The sequence below is a fragment of the Parageobacillus sp. G301 genome (assembly GCF_030268025.1).
GTDB lineage: Bacteria > Bacillota > Bacilli > Bacillales > Anoxybacillaceae > Parageobacillus_B > Parageobacillus_B toebii.
Window position 1 is genome coordinate 388,231 of the sequence record NZ_BSDB01000001.1, and the last position, 16,658, is coordinate 404,888.

Genomic DNA, 16,658 nt, shown 5'->3' on the forward strand with positions numbered 1-16,658 from the left:
TATAAGCCTTTTGCAATTCTGAAATTGATGTTCGCTTATAGGCAAATAAAAGAGATGCTCTAAATTAAACTTTGCATCTCTTCCATACTTTTGTTAGCTTTATTATAGGAACGTTTTTAAGGAGGGTGATATGATGGCACAACCGAAGTATATTACAAATATCGAAAAAATCACGCAAATCCCTAAGGAAGAGCGAGAAAAATTAAAAGAAATCACTAACAAATATGTATTTAGAGTGAATGATTATTATCTTAATCTGATTAATTGGGACGATCCGAACGATCCTATCCGAAAATTGGTGATACCGAACGAAGGGGAATTAAATGAATATGGCAGTTGGGATGCTTCAGATGAGGCGGCCAACTATGTGGTGCCGGGATGCCAGCACAAGTATAAAACGACTGCATTACTCATCGTTTCAGAAGTTTGTGGAGCATATTGCCGATTTTGTTTCCGGAAGCGCTTATTCCGTGACGATGTAAAAGAAGCTATGTCAGATGTAACGCCTGGTATAGAATATATTGCACAAACTCCTGAAATAAATAACGTTTTATTGACTGGCGGAGACTCTCTTATTTTGGCAACCAAAAAAATTAGATATATTGTAGAAAGATTGCGAGCGATTGACCATGTGAAAATCATCCGTTTTGGTTCAAAATTGCCTGTCTTTAACCCTATGAGAATTTATGAAGATCAAGAACTGCTTGATCTGTTCCGGCAATATTCCACGCCAGAAAAACGCATTTATGTCATGGCACATGTAAACCATCCACGTGAAATAACAGAAGAAGCGCGTAAAGCGTTCCAAGCTCTTCACGATGCTGGAGTTATCGTTGTGAATCAAACTCCTATTTTAAAAGGAATAAATGATGATCCTGAAGTGTTGGCAGAATTGCTAGATAAACTGTCATGGGCAGGAGTAACACCGTATTACTTCTTTGTTAATAGACCGGTAGCAGGTAACAGCAATTTTGTATTAACGCTGGAAGAAGTATACAAAATAGTTGAACAAGCAAAAGCAAGAACATCGGGATTAGGCAAACGCGTTCGTCTCGTTATGAGCCATTCCTCAGGAAAAATTGAAATATTGGCAATCGAAAATGGTAAAGCATATCTAAAATATCATCAGTCAAGAGATGATGAACAATATGGAAAGTTTATGATTTTGGATTGTCCAAAAGACGCCACTTGGTTTGATGATTTACCTGGAAGTGAACAATATTGGAAAAAACCAGTAAAAAAAGTGATTCAATTGAGTTCCGTTAACTAAATGGACTTCTCCCACCTTCATTTAAGGGGTGGGAGTTTTTTATTGCCTTCACTGAAGAAGGTTCTGATTAAGACATAAATTTGATGTTAGTCTAAAAAGCGGACACACCAACAAATAGAGACGTTATACATTAAGGGAATGTCTAACGTGGGAAAAAGTTTTGATAAAGAATTGAAGCTTCATGTCGTCAAACTAGTTGTAGAGAGGAAAATACCATCGCTGCAGAAATTTCAAATCAAACACTTATGGCATTAAACGCAGCGAGGGAAGCGGTACGCGCGGGAGACTACGGAAAAGGCTTTGAGGTGGTTTCTGATAAAATAGCTCAAGGAAACATCGAAAGAAAAGAGGCTGACCTTCAAAGTCAGCCTCTTTTCTTTCAAGCAAGCATCGCACGCAAATCTTCTTCAACATCACCAATCAGTTTCAATCCGAACATGTCTTGTAATACGCGCATAACACCTTCAGAAATAAAATGCGGCGCTTTCGGGCCGATGCGAATGTCTTGAACGCCCAGACTGAGAAGACCGAGTAAAATTGCAACCGCTTTTTGCTCAAACCAAGAAAGAACAATGCTTAATGGAAGTTCATTCACTTCACAGCCAAATGCATCTGCAAGCGCCGCTGCAATTTTTACTGTCGAAATCGAGTTGTTACATTGACCTAAATCAATGTAGCGAGGGATGTTCGTTCCAGGCACTACTCCATAATCAATATCGTTGAAGCGGAACTTTCCGCAAGATGTTGTTAAAATAACGGTTTCTGGCGGCAGCGATGTTGCTAATGAACGATAATATTCACGGTCTTTTCCAGGCGCATCACACCCGGCAATCACAAAAAATCGTTTAATTTTGCCGTCTTTTACCGCTTGAATGATTTCTGGAGCGATACCGATGACCGTCTCATGGTGGAATCCAGTCAACAATGTTTCATCGGATTCAATATTCGCTTCAGGAAGTTCTAATGCTTTTTCGATCAATGGTGTAAAATCATCATTTTCAATTTTTCGGACATTTTCCAATCCAGCGACATCATACGAGAACATTCGATCGGCGTATGTTCCTTTAATAGGCATGACACAGTTTGTCGTCGCTAAAATAGCACCTGGGAATTTTTCAAACAAGCGGCGCTGATCATACCATGCTTTTCCAACATTTCCTTTTAAATGTGGGTATTTTTTTAATTCAGGGTAGCCGTGAGCAGGTAACATTTCGGAATGTGTGTAAATATTGATTCCTTTTCCTTCCGTTTGTTGAAGCAATTTTTCTAATGCAAGCAAGTTATGGCCTGTAACAAGAATACATTTGCCTTCAATTTTATTTTGTGTTACACGCACTGGTTGAGGAATGCCGAGTTTCTCTGTATGCGCTCGGTCGAGCAATTCCATGACACGAATCGCTGCTTTTCCAACTTTCATGGCCATATCGAAATGTTCTTGAACGTTAAAGTTAGAGTTTGTTAATGTCATATAGAGCGCTTCGTGTGTTGTTGTGTCAACGAAAGGATCTGTGTATCCGAGTTGATGAGCGTGTGTACGGTATGCTGCAATTCCTTTTAAAGCAAATACGATAATGTCTTGTAAACTCGCAATCGTTTCATCTTTTCCACATACCCCAGCGACGGTGCAGCCTCCCATTGGCGTTTGTTCACATTGATGGCAAAACATTATTTCCCCTCCCTAAATATAGTCGACATTTTAAAAATTACAAGAAATCTTTTCCAACATAAGTGATTTATATCACACCTCGAATCGGAAATGTGGCAAAAATATGAAGAAAAGATGACGGCTAACAATGAGTATAGATTCATGTATGTGTAAAATGTAGTGGCGAAGGGGATTCTTAACTGTCGAAAAGACGTTTTTTGTATATCATAAAAAATTTATCGAGTATCATTATATATTTTTTTCTTTCTGTTTTTGTTTTAACCGTTCTTCAAGAACACGAATCATGAATAAAAAGTGTTCAGCTTCACGAAGAACGTGGTCAGCTAGTAAAGGATTAATAATGTTTCTAATCTGACAATTTTTAATTAGCTCAAGCCCCGCTTTTTTGAAGTTTCTTAATTCTTCGGTTGCGCTTTCGCTATCCTTATTCATCTTTCCGATGATCGGATAGGTCGGTTTCTTATGACAAAGCATGGATTCCACGTCCCTAGCTTGGTTTAACAGAGTTTCAAAATCGTCGCCAAATTTTCGTGCGGTATTCACCAAATTTCTCTCAGATGGGTCTAGCAATGAAGCAATAAAACGGGAATGTTCCATCATAATGCGCAGCCAAAAAACATTCTCATGGATAATGGCATCTTGAATAGGCTCTAATATGCCATTGTTAAATTTTTGCAGGCTATTCATAAAATATTCTGCTTCACGAGCAATATGATCAACAAGGAGAGGAAAATTAAACCCCCGAACTTTACAATTTATAATCATAATGAGAAGATTTCTTTTGAAATTTCTAAATCCATACACCAACTGGATACTGTCTTCATTCAGTTTTCTAACTGCTTCAACTGATTCTGGCGTTTGATGCGCCCTTTTTTCTTGCTGTTCAAAATAGTAGTAGAAACGTTCTGTTTGTTGAATTAAATCTTTATCATTTCGATCCATACCTTCCCCAAGAAACAATGCATGCTCCTTCATAATACGAAGCCAAAATTTATTTTCAGTAAGGGAACGCTCAATAAACATTTTTTCTGAAAGGGACTCTGGCGGGGCTGCAAATTGCTCTGGGGGCAAAAGCATTGATTTTGTTCTATCTTCGGCAAAATGCCCTGGTATGTTAGATGGACTCCACATATGGTTTTCCTCCCTACGTTTAGATAGGCTAATGTATGATATGCGAATGTTTTGGATTGGTGTATATCCCAGAAAAAAGCTTATTTATGTTTTACACATTTGATGAAGCGAGAAGCTCGCGATTTCAATGGCGGTGCAGTTCATTCCATGGCTGGATTGTGGAACGTCTTCAAGTTTCGAATACACCCTATGGTCAAAAGAACCACTGCGATTGTCATTGTTTTTTAATGTTGGTCTAAAAAGTGGACACGTCAAATATAGAAACGTTATCATAAAACTAAGGGTGCTGTTACGATTATGCCTGCATGGGGTCGTTTCACAGTAATTATCAAGAAAGAGCTTGTTTTTCTTGAAAAATAGGAAACAAGGGAAAGGCCAAAGACAGTGATTTTGAGCATATCAAGTGTTTTTATCATTACCAACGAGTTCATTTTAGTAATGTCTATCCATCTCCAGTGATGCACGAAAAGGCATACGAGTCATCTGTTTTCCTAACATGGCCAGCAAGCGGAGCGAGGTAGAAAAAAATCTCTATTTTTTGACATAATTATAAAGTCGAGGTGCATAGGAAATGTTGTTTATTGATAATAAGGGGATTACAGATCCGAGAATTAATTTGGCAATCGAAGAGTATGCCTTAAAAAACCTTGACATTAATGAAACGTATTTATTGTTTTATATAAATGAGCCTTCCATCATTATCGGAAAAAACCAGAATACTATTGAAGAAATTAATACAGAGTATGTAGAGAAAAACGGGATCCATGTTGTCAGAAGGCTGTCAGGCGGCGGAGCCGTTTATCACGATTTAGGAAATTTAAACTTTAGTTTTATCACGAAAGATGATGGCGACAGTTTTCTTAACTTCCGGAAATTTACGGAACCTATTATCAAAGCATTAAAAAAACTTGGTGTTAATGCAGAATTAAGCGGTCGTAACGATATTATTGTGGAAGGAAGAAAAATTTCCGGAAATGCCCAGTTTTCAACAAGGGGAAGAATGTTCAGCCATGGTACGCTGCTGTTTGACTCGAAAATAGAGAATATCGTTTCAGCGCTTAATGTAAAAAAAGATAAGATTGAATCAAAAGGAATTAAGTCCATCCGCAGCCGGGTGGCAAATATTTCTGAATTTCTAAAAGAAAAAATGACAATAGAAGAGTTCCGTTCCGTCCTGTTAGAGAGTATTTTTGGAAAAGACAAGGACATTCCTGAATATGTCTTGACAGAAGAGGATTGGGCTAACATTCACAAGCTCTCTAGAGAACGCTATCAAAATTGGGAATGGAATTACGGAAAATCGCCTAAATTTAATCTTCAGCATTCACACCGGTTCCCGGCCGGCCAAATAGATGTGAGACTCGAAGTTCAAAAGGGAATCATTGAAAATTGCAAAATTTACGGTGACTTTTTTGGCGCCGGAGACGTAGCGGAAATCGAAGAGAAACTTATCGGAAAACGATATGAGAAATCTGAAATTGAAAAAGCGTTGCAAGATGTTGATATCAAGCATTATTTCGGGAACATTGAGAAAGAAGAATTTATCAATTTGATATATTGAACAAAAAGGGCAAGAGGCCCCATTTAGCCCCGACAAACATTGACCCTGTACTATCGTACAGGGTTTTTACTTTATCTGGGGATGATAAGGTGAAATGTTATAGAAGGTGTTTCAGTGTTAACACGTAAATATCGTTTACAAGTGAATATGACATGTACTGGGTGTGAAGAGCACGCTAAAGCAGCTCTTAATAGCATAGGAGCAAAGATTCGTGCATCCTATAAGACGGAGGCACGAATCATGTGTGAAAGGGAGAGTTTTTCATCATTCGGATCGTGGAAGTCAAAATTCATGGCCTTTTTCTTGGTATCGTTAATGTCTTCCAATCTTTTGATTTTATTTGTTTTGCGATGTAGACAATTTGCCCAATATGATAGGAATAATGGTACATTTGCCGTTCGATGGCTTGAATGACGGAATGAGGTTCGTTTCGAATCGTAACGGTTTTTAATAGATCATCTTCCTTTATTTCGTTTAACGTATTTAAAAATGTTCTCCAGCCTTTTTCCCAGCAAGCGAGCAGTTCTTCTCGGGTGCTCCAATCGTTGATAAATTCATCATCACGATTTCTATCCGGTTTTTCACCGTCTGAATGGAAAAAGTCGGTCCAGCGGGAAAACATATTGCCGCTCATATGTTTGACAATAATGGCAATACTATTTGATTCTTCATTGAAACAATAAAAAAGCTCTTCTTCGGATAATTGCTCCATTGCTTTTTCCGCTGTCGTTTTCATATCCAAAAATCGTTCCCTCACGACCCTTAAGTACTCTTGGCCAATATTCATATTTAATCCCTCCATAAAAGCAACTATTGATCTATTCCACAAAAGAGAATAAATTCCTCTGTGCATTTAGGAAGAAAAATGATAAGCCAAAAATGGCTAAAATGGTTATCTGTTGCCCGCGGGAATTTCCTTGGTTGGATTTGGCATAAGCTTTGGATATAGAGCCTTTAAAACGTTTCTGCATATGATTTAATTTAGGTGTTCACGATCTAAAATATTAGACAGTGCGGCTTCTCTAGATTGGCAAGCTAGAGCGGTACTAGTTGCAAAAAGCGAACATCCAATTGAGGCTTAGGAGATGCCGCATATGGCAGAAAAATGTTCATAAAGCAGCAGAAGAAGTGTGAATTGTTGTGATTTTTTCGATTAATCGCCGCTAAGGCTGAGTATAGAACCTCTTCTCCGACATAAAATAAACAAGCTAGCATTCGCTAGCTTGTTTAGATTAATTCTTAGATACTTTACTATTAGTATATTGGAATTGTAACCTATACGATAAAAACGAAGAATCCTTTTTGAATAAAGTTCGTAATTATGGACTTTCTGTTTTGAGATCTGTCAACCTAATCTTGGGTCCGATTGTAGCTCCTAATTTCGAAATAGCTTCTTTGTTGATACAAAAATTCATTCAATCATTTTCGCGGTTCAGATCGAGCAAAAATCGAAATATGGCTATCGCCTTAGTGAGAGACTTGTTAACTATCAACAGTACCTTCAGGGAAAGCAGGAGTTATTCCTGTAGCCGCAACTTGCATTTGTTGGACTTGTAATACTTTTACAGTAAGATCCATGACGATTTTTTCGCGCAATGAGCTAAACTCTCCCTCAGGGCTTACATGAGTTGGCGAAAAATCAAGTTCGTAGAAATTCGCGCCTATTAACTCGCCGTATGGTTGTTCATTATATTTGACGAGATTTTGGAAGAAATATTTATCTAAGCGAGGGGTTAAGTCATTTTTCTCATTAAGGAAGAAAGCTTTGCTGTCTTCTGAAATACCGATAATTGGGAAAGTGAGGAAATCGCCTTCTAGAAGTTCTGCAAAACCAGAAAACGGAAGATCGGCAATTCTATCTAGGAGTGCTCCATTACATGCATTGGAAGCATATTCAATATCTTTGCGAATGAAACCTGACACAAATAATTTGGCTCTTGTGACTCTAAAGAAGTCCGTGTCGTCAATACGCGCAAATCTAACAGGCACCAATTTCACTTGTTCTAAAAATACATTCTTTGTCACTCTCTTAATTTCAGTTGCAGCCGGATCAAGCGGAATATCTGCTTCTAAAACAACTTGAATGGTTCTTTCCGCTAGTACAACTGGAACTTTAAGAATTGGCGTAAGACCTGGTGTAGCGACTACCGGGGTAGCTTCATCGGAAAAATGGGATTGTGCTTTTGCTTCTACTGGACAAGCTGGGGAATTTGGTTGTTTATTCGATCCTTTATTGCCAAAATAGCTCATTAAAAATCCACTCCTTACTATTTTTTGAGATTTTTTCGATTCCTACGTTAATACAATATTCAGCATTCATTTTAAAGTATGGGTTTGTACAACAAACATTTTTCTCATTTTTAATCAAAGAATCAAAATAGGGTGTTTTTTCTATATAAATAAATATAATTCCTCAGCCCGATATTAAGTATGCAAAAATACTAAGAATACAATTTTCGAAACGGAGTGACCGAAATTTGTAAGGATCAATGAAGACTATGTCAGCCAGCAATTGTGAGTATTAGGATTCCCTTCATGTTTATGTAAGGGATTTTTTGTTTTACGGGTTTTCTGTTGATTAGGAAGCTCCATCGTCCTGATTTTATGCAACTTGGGGGATAAAAATGTTTGGGGAAAGCTTTACTTTTAGGCATAAAAAAATAGAAGGGGAGTCAATTGTACGAGTGTGAAGGTTAAAATGAATGGGCTTTTAAGTATTTCATTTTTCTTGCCTACTATTCTTTTATCGCTTTATTTCGCAAAACATTCTTTTCATTGGTTGATTGGATCTGCTATCATATCTTCCTTTATTTCTATCTTCGTTACTGCTGTTCTTTTTAATCGAAAGTTTTCAGTTGAATCAATGCAAATTAGTCAAGAAGAACAATCTTTATCTAATGAGAAAGATGAAGTGATGGTTTTCTTCCAAAGCCTTGAACATGATACATGATGCCGAAGAATTAAAGGATTCTTTACAAACACTTTGCAGGGATATGGAAAATATATCAAAAGTAGCGTCGGATATTTTGAAAGGGGCTAACATTCAATCCGAAAATGTAGAAAGAAGCACCAAAGCTATGATGGATATTTCATCCGGCATCCAACAAATCGCCTCAAATGCCCAAAACGTATCCAATACGTCAACGACAACCTTACAGGCTGTTGCGGATGGGTTTAAGGCAATTGAGACGGTAATTGGCGTCAAATGGAATCGATTCATTATTTGTCTAAGCATTCTCGAGAGGTCGGAAATATAGTCGATACCATTACGGAAATCTCCAATCAAACCAACTTATTGGCATTAAACGCAGCGATTGAAGCAGCACGTGCCGGAGAGCATAGAAGAGGTTTTGCGGTGGTTGCCGATGAAGTAAGAAAACTGTCAGAAGAGGCGACTGCGTCAACCAATCAAATTAGCGAAATTGTTTTTTTATCCAAGAAATGGAATATATGAACGGAGGAAAAGAAGAAGTGACAAACGGTATTCGTATCGTAAATGAGGCAAAACACGCTTTTGAAGTGATCCAATCAGACATGGACAATGTTTTGCAACAAATCATTAAGGTTTCAGCTGCTGTTCAGCAACTTTCAGCAAGTTCTGACGAAATTAGAAAGATTACAGAGTTTACCAAAAAAGTTCAAGAAGGCGGTGTAGAAAAATACAAAATATGAATGAACTTTTTGATGAATTAGCCACAGCAGCCAATGCGATCCTTTCTTCCGTTCATCGTTTGTATCAAAAAATAAATGATGCAAATCAACAGGAGGAGAATTTGAAAGCAATACCATCGATTCGGTGTTGCTTTTTCTTTCATCGTCAAATCACACCCTTAAGCTATCACCTTGCTTTTTACAGTTAACAAGTTAAAAATCACTAGTTGAATCAAGAAGGGAGATCAATGCCGCCAACCACTGTCTTTGTTATTTTAAAATAAAACTATGTTCTAAATAATCAATGTCATAAAAATTCATACGTTAGTAGTGAATATCGGGAATCAATCTATGGTAATTGAGGATTTTTTGTCAATAAAAATAAGCTGTTTGAACATTTATGTCAAACAGCTTATTTTAGACACAAAAACAACATTTTCATCTTTGTGATGCTGTACCGCAGCATGTCTGGCTAATGGGCTTTGTTAGTGGTTATTTATTCGGCTTCAGCCGTTTTAATCATTCGGAACATCGGGAGCATGACCAGAATGCCAATGACAAAGAGAGCGGCAGAAGCCTCATAGATCGCAAATAGGGAGAATTGTTCTTTCAACAGACCAGCCAAGCTCATCGTGATGACCATCGAACCCATGAACAGAGGGGTCAATATTCCGTTGACGCGTCCCACGAATTCTTCATCGGTATTGTTCAGTATAATCGTATTAATGCCAATATGAAGAGCAGGCATGAATAGACCGATGATAAACTCAGCCATTAAAGTAAGCCAGAGCATAGTGGACCAACCCATCACAAAAATTCCTGCAGCCATGCTTCCCATCCCCAGCATCATCAGGATGTGCGGTGCAATCCGATTGGAGAATACCATCGCCGCAGCGCCACCGATGATCATCGCTGCTCCATGGGCAGTGAACAGCCATTGCAAATAACTCTCTTCCAGACCAAGACGCTCTGTTACTAGAAAGATGGCCAACGGGTGGATTAACCCAAGCCCTAACCCTGCAGCCATGAAGCCGACTCCCAAAGTCACAAGAATCTTGCGCGACCACACATATTGAAAGCCGAGCTTCATTTCATGCCAGAGCGATATTTCTCTTTCCTCCTTTTCCTCCATCCGGTCGGGAGGCAATAAGGTCAGCACAAGAGCAGATAATAGAAAAGATATACCTACTACCGCCATAGAGATGTATATACCGAATTGTTGAAAGACAAAGGTGCCTAATATCGGACCGATGATCATGAAAATAGCCATCATTGTCTGGAATAACGACATACCCGCCTGCATCTGTTCTCCCGGAACATGTACTTTGAACAGCTTCATCCCCGACGGCTGAGAGAACTGCGATAGAACCGCGGAGACGAATGTTGCGAGGAAAACAGCCTTCCATGTGCCAAATAGGAGCGCTATTAATATTATAAATATCGATATAGCGCTCAAGAGGTCGCACCAGACCATTGTTCGTTTTGGACGCCAACGGTCCGCGAACGTACCGCCAATAAAGGAGAAAATAAAAATCGGTGCAAATTCGGCCACCGATATGAGTGATACGGCAAGCGCATCCCCATTTGTCTTCTCGGTGACAAACAATAGAATCGCAAAGTTACGTACCCAAATGCCAACCTGAATAAACAGGCCAGCCGTCATAATCGTTTGGATGAAACGATTGCGTAATAGTGAAGCCAAGGATGGATTGGAGTTTGTTGATGACATAAGAATAACCTCTCTATCTATCTAGTATTCATTTAAAAATGGGCTGTTAACTAATCATTAGCTTTTTGCAAGGTTTAATTGCCATGAGACACCGTATTTATCTTCCACCCAACCAAACCTTTCGCTAAATGGATAAGCGGCTAATGGCATTAGAACTTTGCCATCTTGTGATAACTGCTCAAACACTCTGTTTATTTCTTCTTCGGTATCACATGTTACAAACAGTGACATTGCAGGAGTAAAAGGGAACTCTTGCTTGTTGCTATTATCTATAGCCATAAACGTTTGTCCTTTTAAGGTGAATGTAGCATATAATACTGTTCCATCTTCATAGTGAAAAACACTATTTATTTCTGATCGGTCAAATACAGAGGTGTAAAAATTCATTGCCTCTTCCGCCTTGCCATGAACATGAAACACGTAGTAATTTTTTGATTTGAATTTTCCATTTGAAAACAGCTCCTTTTATGAATATGTAAGAACGGCATAAATCTAGTCTCGACAAACGAGCGAATATACGTTCCTGTTACATTATCTGTAATCGGACACAAATTGTCAACTGTTACAATTTTATTATTTAGAACTGCTTACTGGCCTGCAAAAATGTAGACAGATTCTTATATTTTTGCTAACGATTTGTTATAATATTCTAAAAAATAAAGGGGCAGTGTGAAATGGAAAATATCATAAGCATGAAAAACGTGTCCTTGATAAGAGGAGATCGGGTTATTTTAAAGGATATAAATTGGGAAGTAAAAGAAAAGGAACAATGGGTCATATTAGGTTTAAACGGTTCAGGAAAAACGTCCATATTAAATATCGTAACAGGCTATCAATATCCGACAAAAGGGGAAGTTTCTGTTTTAGGGCATCAATTCGGGAAAACGAACTTGCCTGAGCTTCGAAAGAAAATCGGTTTTGTCAGCAGTTCTCTTGACCGTTTCAATCAAACGTTAAGAGCGGAAACAGTAGAGGATATTGTGATAAGCGGTAAATTTGCGTCGATAGGATTATACGAAAATGTGACCAATGACGATCGAGAGCAGGCCAAACAGCTAATGGGATTTTTGCGAATCGATCATTTAAAAGGGAAAACGTATGACACATTATCAGAAGGAGAAAAAAGAAAAGTACTTATCGGAAGAGCGTTAATGGCAAAACCGAAATTGCTTATATTAGATGAACCGTCTATAGGATTAGACATTTTAGCAAGGGAAGATATTTTATCATTAACGAAAGAGATTATTGCACATCAACAATGTCACGTACTATACGTCACTCATTATATTGAGGAAATTATAGAAGAGATGACACACGTATTATTGTTAAAAGAGGGGCAAATTGTAGCCGCGGGACGAAAAGAGGAAGTATTAACAGATGAATGTTTATCAGAGACATTTCAATTGGCGATGAAAGTTCATTGGGAAAATAATCGGCCATGGGTTTCCATACATAAAAATATTGATTCGACAAAATTTGCGAAGGCAGAATCAAAATAAATAAGGAAATCCAGAGTTCACACCTTCTAATTTAACCAATTTCATCTTTCAGCTAGCCACACACCTGGCTAAAATTCACCTATTTGGGATCTTTTCAGTGCCTTTTAATCAGCTTCTAAAATTTCCAAATTGGGTCTCAACGAAATCACTGAGAAGAAAATGAGGGAAAAATTAAGACTGTTCATTGCCCAAGCATTTGAGAGGATTTAAGTCTTTGAAATGCATTTTAATCTTAGTGATCACAGTGATCGTCCACAATTATGAAACAATTCTAGATGCATCATCCTTATGAACCCTCTCCCGCCTCACTATGAAATGTAGGTGGGAGAGGGTTATTTAAGTTTTATACTCCTTGCCGGTATAACATATTAAACACAACGGTTATAATCAACAAGGTATACTAAGTTACCCATTGTGAAGAATATCATTAATTTATTAGAAATTAGATACCCATAAGTTTGTTGTACAATGTATAATGTATAAAGTATTAGGAGCGGGAATATTATGTCCTTTATCTTAATCTTACTTATTTATCAGTAAAGTTGCGTTTATTACTTGTTTTACAATTACAGGCTTTTCGAAGAAGTAAGAATCCAATTAAACAAAATTTAAAACGGGGGAATTTGAAATTGATTAAAGCAATCGTGTTTGATTTTGATGGATTAATTGTAGATACAGAGTCAGTTTGGTTTGATGTGTTTAAAGAAGTGATGATCGAATATGATTGTGATTTAAAGATAGAAGACTTTGCAATTTGTATTGGAACAACGGACGATATATTGTATGAACGGCTTGCCCAAATTGCCCATAAGCCCATTGATCGTACTGAAATTAGCCAAAAAACCCGTGAACGATATCAGGACAAAATGAGTCATTTACAGCTTCGAGAAGGAGTATTGGATTACTTACAAACGGCAAAAAATCTTGGTTTGAAAATTGGGCTTGCGTCAAGCTCTAGTAGAAGATGGGTTGAGGGGTTTTTAGAAAGATTCGGAATCAAAGAATTTTTTGATGTTATTAAAACATCGGATGATGTAAAGAGAGTAAAACCCGATCCAGAGCTTTATTTACGAGTTATACAAGACCTAGGAGTTGAAGGGCATGAGGCTTTAGCATTCGAAGACTCTAAAAATGGTCTCACCGCAGCTATTAAGGCGGGGCTTCATTGTGTGATTGTACCGAACCCTGTTACTAGCTTTCTAGACTTTTCTGGGCATCTGCATCGTTTATCGTCAATGGGCGAAATAGGATTGCATGACTTGTTGGCCCTAGTAGAAGCAAAATTAGTGAAATAGAAACCGAAAGTTCAACTCACACCAGTAGGGGATGAGAGAGCACCATTAATTAAGATGTGTCCAAAATTTAGGAGTCAATCCGTGATTTATGTCCAGACAGTTGTGTCAAATGATGCCGAAACGTCCGAGTGACTGTGGAATGCAAAAGAAAGATTATGTTTTCTTAGAGGCTGTCCCAAAAGGTCTGTAAAACGACCTTTTGGGACAGCCTCTTTATTGCTTTATAGCAACAGGACCACACAGAACAGCTCAAGAATGGTAAGAGAAAATTGCGACCGATGTATCATTGCTTGGAAGACCGCATCCGTGTCCATGTTTTACTCAGTTGGCTGTTTTGCTTATAGGTCCGAGTTATCAAAATCCGTACCGGATAGTCCTAGTGGAAAGTGAGGGACGAACTGCAGCGGCTAACTTTAGATCATTTTTCTTCGAAATACGATGACTTGCATCAGCGTACAGAAAACGCTGCCAAACAATGTCAAATCTTTGCGGCTGTTGAAGTGGAGCCTCCTACAAAAATCCTAGACATTCCAAATTAATAGATACACGCATGAAGTGTGCCCGATCATTCATCAACCCTTGATTCATAAGGGATGATGAACGATTTGCTTATCTAGTAAGTGCCGAGTTTGGGATTTACATTTCAATGTTAAACGATAGAACATAACTTCTTTTAAAATTAATAATATTATGTTAATTTATAATTGATGTAATATTCTTGCATAAAAAGGGGGCATTGTATGAAATTATTATCTAATTTTTTTACAGCGCTCGTACAGAGATTTTTACCTGATCCTTTTGTATTTGCGCTTATTCTAACTGTTATTTTGTTTGTGGCCGGGATTGTCTTTACTCCCCATGGTCCAATAGATATGATCCGCTTTTGGGGAGATGGATTTTGGAATTTATTAGCGTTTGCGATGCAGATGAGTTTAATTTTAGTTACGGGGCATGCTTTAGCTAGTTCGCCGCTTGTTAAACAATGGTTGCGAAGCTTTGCAAGTGTCGCAAAAACTCCTGCTCAAGGCGTTATCTTAGTTACATTAGGTGCAGCGGTCGCATCTTTAATCAATTGGGGATTTGGCTTGATTGTTGGTGCCTTGTTTGCCAAAGAAGTAGCCAAAAGGGTTCCAGGTTCTGATTATCGGCTGTTAATCGCAAGCGCTTACATAGGCTTTTTAACTTGGCATGGCGGACTTTCTGGATCGATTCCTTTATTGGCGGCAACTCCAGGAAATCCAATGGAGAAAATATCCGGGATTATTCCATTAACGAAAACTATTTTTACAGACTTTAATCTATTTGTAACTATATCACTTCTCATTGTTCTCCCTATTATGACGAGATTAATGATGCCGAAGCCCCATGAAGTAGTAACAATCGATCCGAAACTGCTTGCTGAAGACGAAAGTGCTGTGTCATTGACTGCATCGGATGAGAAAAGTTTCGCTGTGCGTATGGAAAACAGCAGAATCTTGACATTTTTCATCGTCGCTATGGGATACGCATACTTGATATATTACTTTGCGTCGAAGGGATTTAAAATTGATGTGAATACAGTTAATTTACTTTTCTTTTTTACGGGCTTGCTGTTGCACGGTACTCCGCTATCGTATATGCAAGCAATCACAAACGCTGTGCGCGGCACAGCCGGCATTTTGATTCAGTTTCCTTTTTATGCGGGAATTCAAGGGATGATGGAGCAATCAGGGTTAGGTGGTATCATTACGAATGCCTTTATTTCTATTTCTAATGAGCATACTTTTCCGATTCTTGCCTTTTTAAGTTCAGGTTTCATTAACTTCTTCGTTCCATCTGGCGGAGGGCACTGGGTCGTTCAAGGACCTTTCATTATGCCAGCCGCTGCTTCTTTAGGGGTAGATCCGGGCATTGCAGCGATGGCGATTGCTTACGGTGAGGCATGGATGAATATGGCACAACCGTTTTGGGCACTCCCTGCCCTTGCCATTGCTGGTTTGGGAGCGAGAGATATTATGGGGTACTGTGTCACAACGCTGCTGGTATCTGGAATTATTTTTATGATTGGACTATCGTTTTTCTAGATTTCCTGCAAATCCAAAAAGTGAATAAATTGATACCATAGCAGGTTAATAAGTTGCTATATTCGAAATAACCGTATTAGTCTATCCCCCTCGCATGCAAAGGGGGATTTTTGCTGGTGTATATGAAAAAGGCATGGAGATAATGTTGAAGTGTTTTTTGAAAGGAGTGACAATATGATACGTTTGGATCATTTTGTAATACATATCGACCAAGATCAAACTTATTTGTTGATGCTTACCAATCAGCAGGACAGGTGCCCATTGATGTGAAGAAAATGGATATTGACATATTGGCGGCAGGAACTAGGAAATACATGTTAGGTATTCCGGGGATGGCCTTCTTATATATGAAAACTGAGCTTGCAGAAAAATGGCAGCCGCGTGTAACAGGATGGTTTGGCCAGGCAAATCATTCGGAATTCGATATTCATCAACTAACACATTATTGATCTATTAAAAGAAACAGCGACAAATCCTTATGTTTTGGGAATATCAACTCATTTGCTCTACATTGGGAGAAAAAATGATAATCCGGTTGTCAAACACATGGGCGGCAACACGCTTTCCTGCTGGACTGACTTTTTTATGTCAGACGGTGAAAAACCGAACAGAAGCCGTGAGCGCGAATTTATCAATGGTCTGAAAAGCAAAGAGAAGCTCTCTGTTTGCTGGAAAAAGGACGGGGCTTTTTTTGAGTTTATAAAAAATAGAACTATGTGCTAAATAATCAATAAAACTGAAATAAAATATCTAAACAGTCAAAAAGACAATCTGATTTAATTTTTATTATAAA

General features: G+C 38.3%; 15 protein-coding genes and 4 pseudogenes. 13 read left to right on the plus strand and 6 right to left on the minus strand.

Annotated features, from left to right (window positions below):
* The first annotated feature begins 133 nt into the window (after nt 1-133).
* Nucleotides 134-1,270, plus strand: coding sequence for a KamA family radical SAM protein (locus QSJ37_RS02135; protein ID WP_285754726.1), 1,137 nt, complete (start codon nt 134-136; stop codon nt 1,268-1,270).
* 227 nt (nt 1,271-1,497) lie between these two features.
* Nucleotides 1,498-1,584: pseudogene (locus QSJ37_RS02140) on the plus strand (hypothetical protein); the annotation flags it as partial.
* Between the two features lie 65 nt (nt 1,585-1,649).
* On the opposite strand, the gene hcp reads toward QSJ37_RS02140, so the two are convergent.
* Entirely contained in the window at nt 1,650-2,936 is a 1,287-nt protein-coding gene (gene hcp, locus QSJ37_RS02145) for a hydroxylamine reductase (RefSeq protein WP_285753319.1), read from the minus strand.
* A gap of 228 nt (nt 2,937-3,164) precedes the next feature.
* Nucleotides 3,165-4,067: a DUF2935 domain-containing protein gene (locus QSJ37_RS02150; protein WP_285753321.1), complete on the minus strand. Its 903-nt coding sequence runs from the start codon at nt 4,065-4,067 to the stop codon at nt 3,165-3,167.
* 571 nt (nt 4,068-4,638) lie between these two features.
* Between QSJ37_RS02150 and lplA the strand changes: the two genes are divergently transcribed.
* Nucleotides 4,639-5,628 (plus strand): lipoate--protein ligase, encoded by a 990-nt coding sequence (gene lplA, locus QSJ37_RS02155; protein ID WP_062754614.1) that lies wholly within the window; start codon nt 4,639-4,641, stop codon nt 5,626-5,628.
* Nucleotides 5,629-5,917: 289 nt separating this feature from the next.
* Here lplA and QSJ37_RS02160 read toward each other — a convergent pair whose 3' ends face one another.
* Nucleotides 5,918-6,415, minus strand: coding sequence for a DUF1572 domain-containing protein (locus QSJ37_RS02160; protein ID WP_285753324.1), 498 nt, complete (start codon nt 6,413-6,415; stop codon nt 5,918-5,920).
* 515 nt (nt 6,416-6,930) lie between these two features.
* Between QSJ37_RS02160 and QSJ37_RS02165 the strand changes: the two genes are divergently transcribed.
* Nucleotides 6,931-7,185, plus strand: a complete 255-nt coding sequence (locus QSJ37_RS02165) for a GNAT family N-acetyltransferase (protein WP_285753326.1) — start codon at nt 6,931-6,933, stop codon at nt 7,183-7,185.
* Here the strand turns inward: QSJ37_RS02165 and QSJ37_RS02170 are convergent.
* Nucleotides 7,111-7,878 carry a CsxC family protein gene (locus QSJ37_RS02170; protein ID WP_285753328.1) on the minus strand — a complete coding sequence of 256 codons (768 nt, stop codon included), beginning with the start codon at nt 7,876-7,878 and terminating at the stop codon, nt 7,111-7,113. The genes QSJ37_RS02165 and QSJ37_RS02170 overlap by 75 nt on opposite strands.
* A gap of 448 nt (nt 7,879-8,326) precedes the next feature.
* On the opposite strand from QSJ37_RS02170, the gene QSJ37_RS02175 reads away from it, so the two are divergent.
* The 3 genes from QSJ37_RS02175 (at nt 8,327) to QSJ37_RS02185 (ending at nt 9,300) form a co-directional block, all read left to right on the plus strand.
* Entirely contained in the window at nt 8,327-8,578 is a 252-nt protein-coding gene (locus QSJ37_RS02175; RefSeq protein WP_285753330.1) for a hypothetical protein, read from the plus strand.
* Between the two features lie 255 nt (nt 8,579-8,833).
* A complete protein-coding gene (locus tag QSJ37_RS02180; RefSeq protein ID WP_285753332.1) occupies nt 8,834-9,082 on the plus strand; it encodes a methyl-accepting chemotaxis protein in 249 nt (82 codons plus the stop codon).
* Nucleotides 9,079-9,300 carry a hypothetical protein gene (locus QSJ37_RS02185; protein WP_285753334.1) on the plus strand — a complete coding sequence of 74 codons (222 nt, stop codon included), beginning with the start codon at nt 9,079-9,081 and terminating at the stop codon, nt 9,298-9,300. Before QSJ37_RS02180 ends, QSJ37_RS02185 begins: the two co-directional genes overlap by 4 nt.
* 475 nt (nt 9,301-9,775) lie before the next feature.
* Here the strand turns inward: QSJ37_RS02185 and QSJ37_RS02190 are convergent, their stop codons facing one another.
* Together QSJ37_RS02190 and QSJ37_RS02195 are read right to left on the minus strand one after the other, a co-directional pair.
* Complete coding sequence (locus QSJ37_RS02190; protein WP_285753336.1) at nt 9,776-11,008, minus strand: MFS transporter; 1,233 nt, start codon at nt 11,006-11,008, stop codon at nt 9,776-9,778.
* Nucleotides 11,009-11,065: 57 nt separating this feature from the next.
* Nucleotides 11,066-11,457 (minus strand): annotated as a pseudogene (locus tag QSJ37_RS02195) (VOC family protein).
* A 225-nt stretch (nt 11,458-11,682) separates the two neighbouring features.
* Between QSJ37_RS02195 and QSJ37_RS02200 the strand changes: the two are divergent.
* The 6 genes and pseudogenes from QSJ37_RS02200 to QSJ37_RS02220 all read left to right on the plus strand — a co-directional run bounded on the left by QSJ37_RS02200 (nt 11,683) and on the right by QSJ37_RS02220 (nt 16,588).
* Entirely contained in the window at nt 11,683-12,507 is an 825-nt protein-coding gene (locus QSJ37_RS02200) for an ABC transporter ATP-binding protein (protein WP_285753338.1), read from the plus strand.
* Nucleotides 12,508-13,139: 632 nt separating this feature from the next.
* Nucleotides 13,140-13,802, plus strand: a complete 663-nt coding sequence (locus QSJ37_RS02205) for an HAD family hydrolase (protein ID WP_285754727.1) — start codon at nt 13,140-13,142, stop codon at nt 13,800-13,802.
* A 266-nt stretch (nt 13,803-14,068) separates the two neighbouring features.
* Nucleotides 14,069-14,341: pseudogene (locus QSJ37_RS18025) on the plus strand (IS1634 family transposase); the annotation flags it as partial.
* Between the two features lie 201 nt (nt 14,342-14,542).
* Complete coding sequence (locus QSJ37_RS02210; protein WP_285753340.1) at nt 14,543-15,865, plus strand: TIGR00366 family protein; 1,323 nt, start codon at nt 14,543-14,545, stop codon at nt 15,863-15,865.
* 215 nt (nt 15,866-16,080) lie between these two features.
* A pseudogene (locus QSJ37_RS02215) lies at nt 16,081-16,311 on the plus strand (aminotransferase class V-fold PLP-dependent enzyme); the annotation flags it as partial.
* Nucleotides 16,312-16,411: 100 nt separating this feature from the next.
* Nucleotides 16,412-16,588, plus strand: a complete 177-nt coding sequence (locus tag QSJ37_RS02220) for a DUF1572 family protein (RefSeq protein ID WP_285753342.1) — start codon at nt 16,412-16,414, stop codon at nt 16,586-16,588.
* Nucleotides 16,589-16,658 lie beyond the last annotated feature (70 nt).

Coding starts and splice junctions, on each gene's coding strand:
- QSJ37_RS02135 (WP_285754726.1), top strand. CDS start 134: ATGGCACAACCGAAGTATATTACAAATATCGAAAAAATCACGCAAATC.
- hcp (WP_285753319.1), bottom strand. CDS start 2,936: ATGTTTTGCCATCAATGTGAACAAACGCCAATGGGAGGCTGCACCGTC.
- QSJ37_RS02150 (WP_285753321.1), bottom strand. CDS start 4,067: ATGTGGAGTCCATCTAACATACCAGGGCATTTTGCCGAAGATAGAACA.
- lplA (WP_062754614.1), top strand. CDS start 4,639: ATGTTGTTTATTGATAATAAGGGGATTACAGATCCGAGAATTAATTTG.
- QSJ37_RS02160 (WP_285753324.1), bottom strand. CDS start 6,415: ATGAATATTGGCCAAGAGTACTTAAGGGTCGTGAGGGAACGATTTTTG.
- QSJ37_RS02170 (WP_285753328.1), bottom strand. CDS start 7,878: ATGAGCTATTTTGGCAATAAAGGATCGAATAAACAACCAAATTCCCCA.
- QSJ37_RS02175 (WP_285753330.1), top strand. CDS start 8,327: ATGAATGGGCTTTTAAGTATTTCATTTTTCTTGCCTACTATTCTTTTA.
- QSJ37_RS02180 (WP_285753332.1), top strand. CDS start 8,834: ATGGAATCGATTCATTATTTGTCTAAGCATTCTCGAGAGGTCGGAAAT.
- QSJ37_RS02185 (WP_285753334.1), top strand. CDS start 9,079: ATGAACGGAGGAAAAGAAGAAGTGACAAACGGTATTCGTATCGTAAAT.
- QSJ37_RS02190 (WP_285753336.1), bottom strand. CDS start 11,008: ATGTCATCAACAAACTCCAATCCATCCTTGGCTTCACTATTACGCAAT.
- QSJ37_RS02200 (WP_285753338.1), top strand. CDS start 11,683: ATGGAAAATATCATAAGCATGAAAAACGTGTCCTTGATAAGAGGAGAT.
- QSJ37_RS02210 (WP_285753340.1), top strand. CDS start 14,543: ATGAAATTATTATCTAATTTTTTTACAGCGCTCGTACAGAGATTTTTA.
- QSJ37_RS02220 (WP_285753342.1), top strand. CDS start 16,412: ATGGGCGGCAACACGCTTTCCTGCTGGACTGACTTTTTTATGTCAGAC.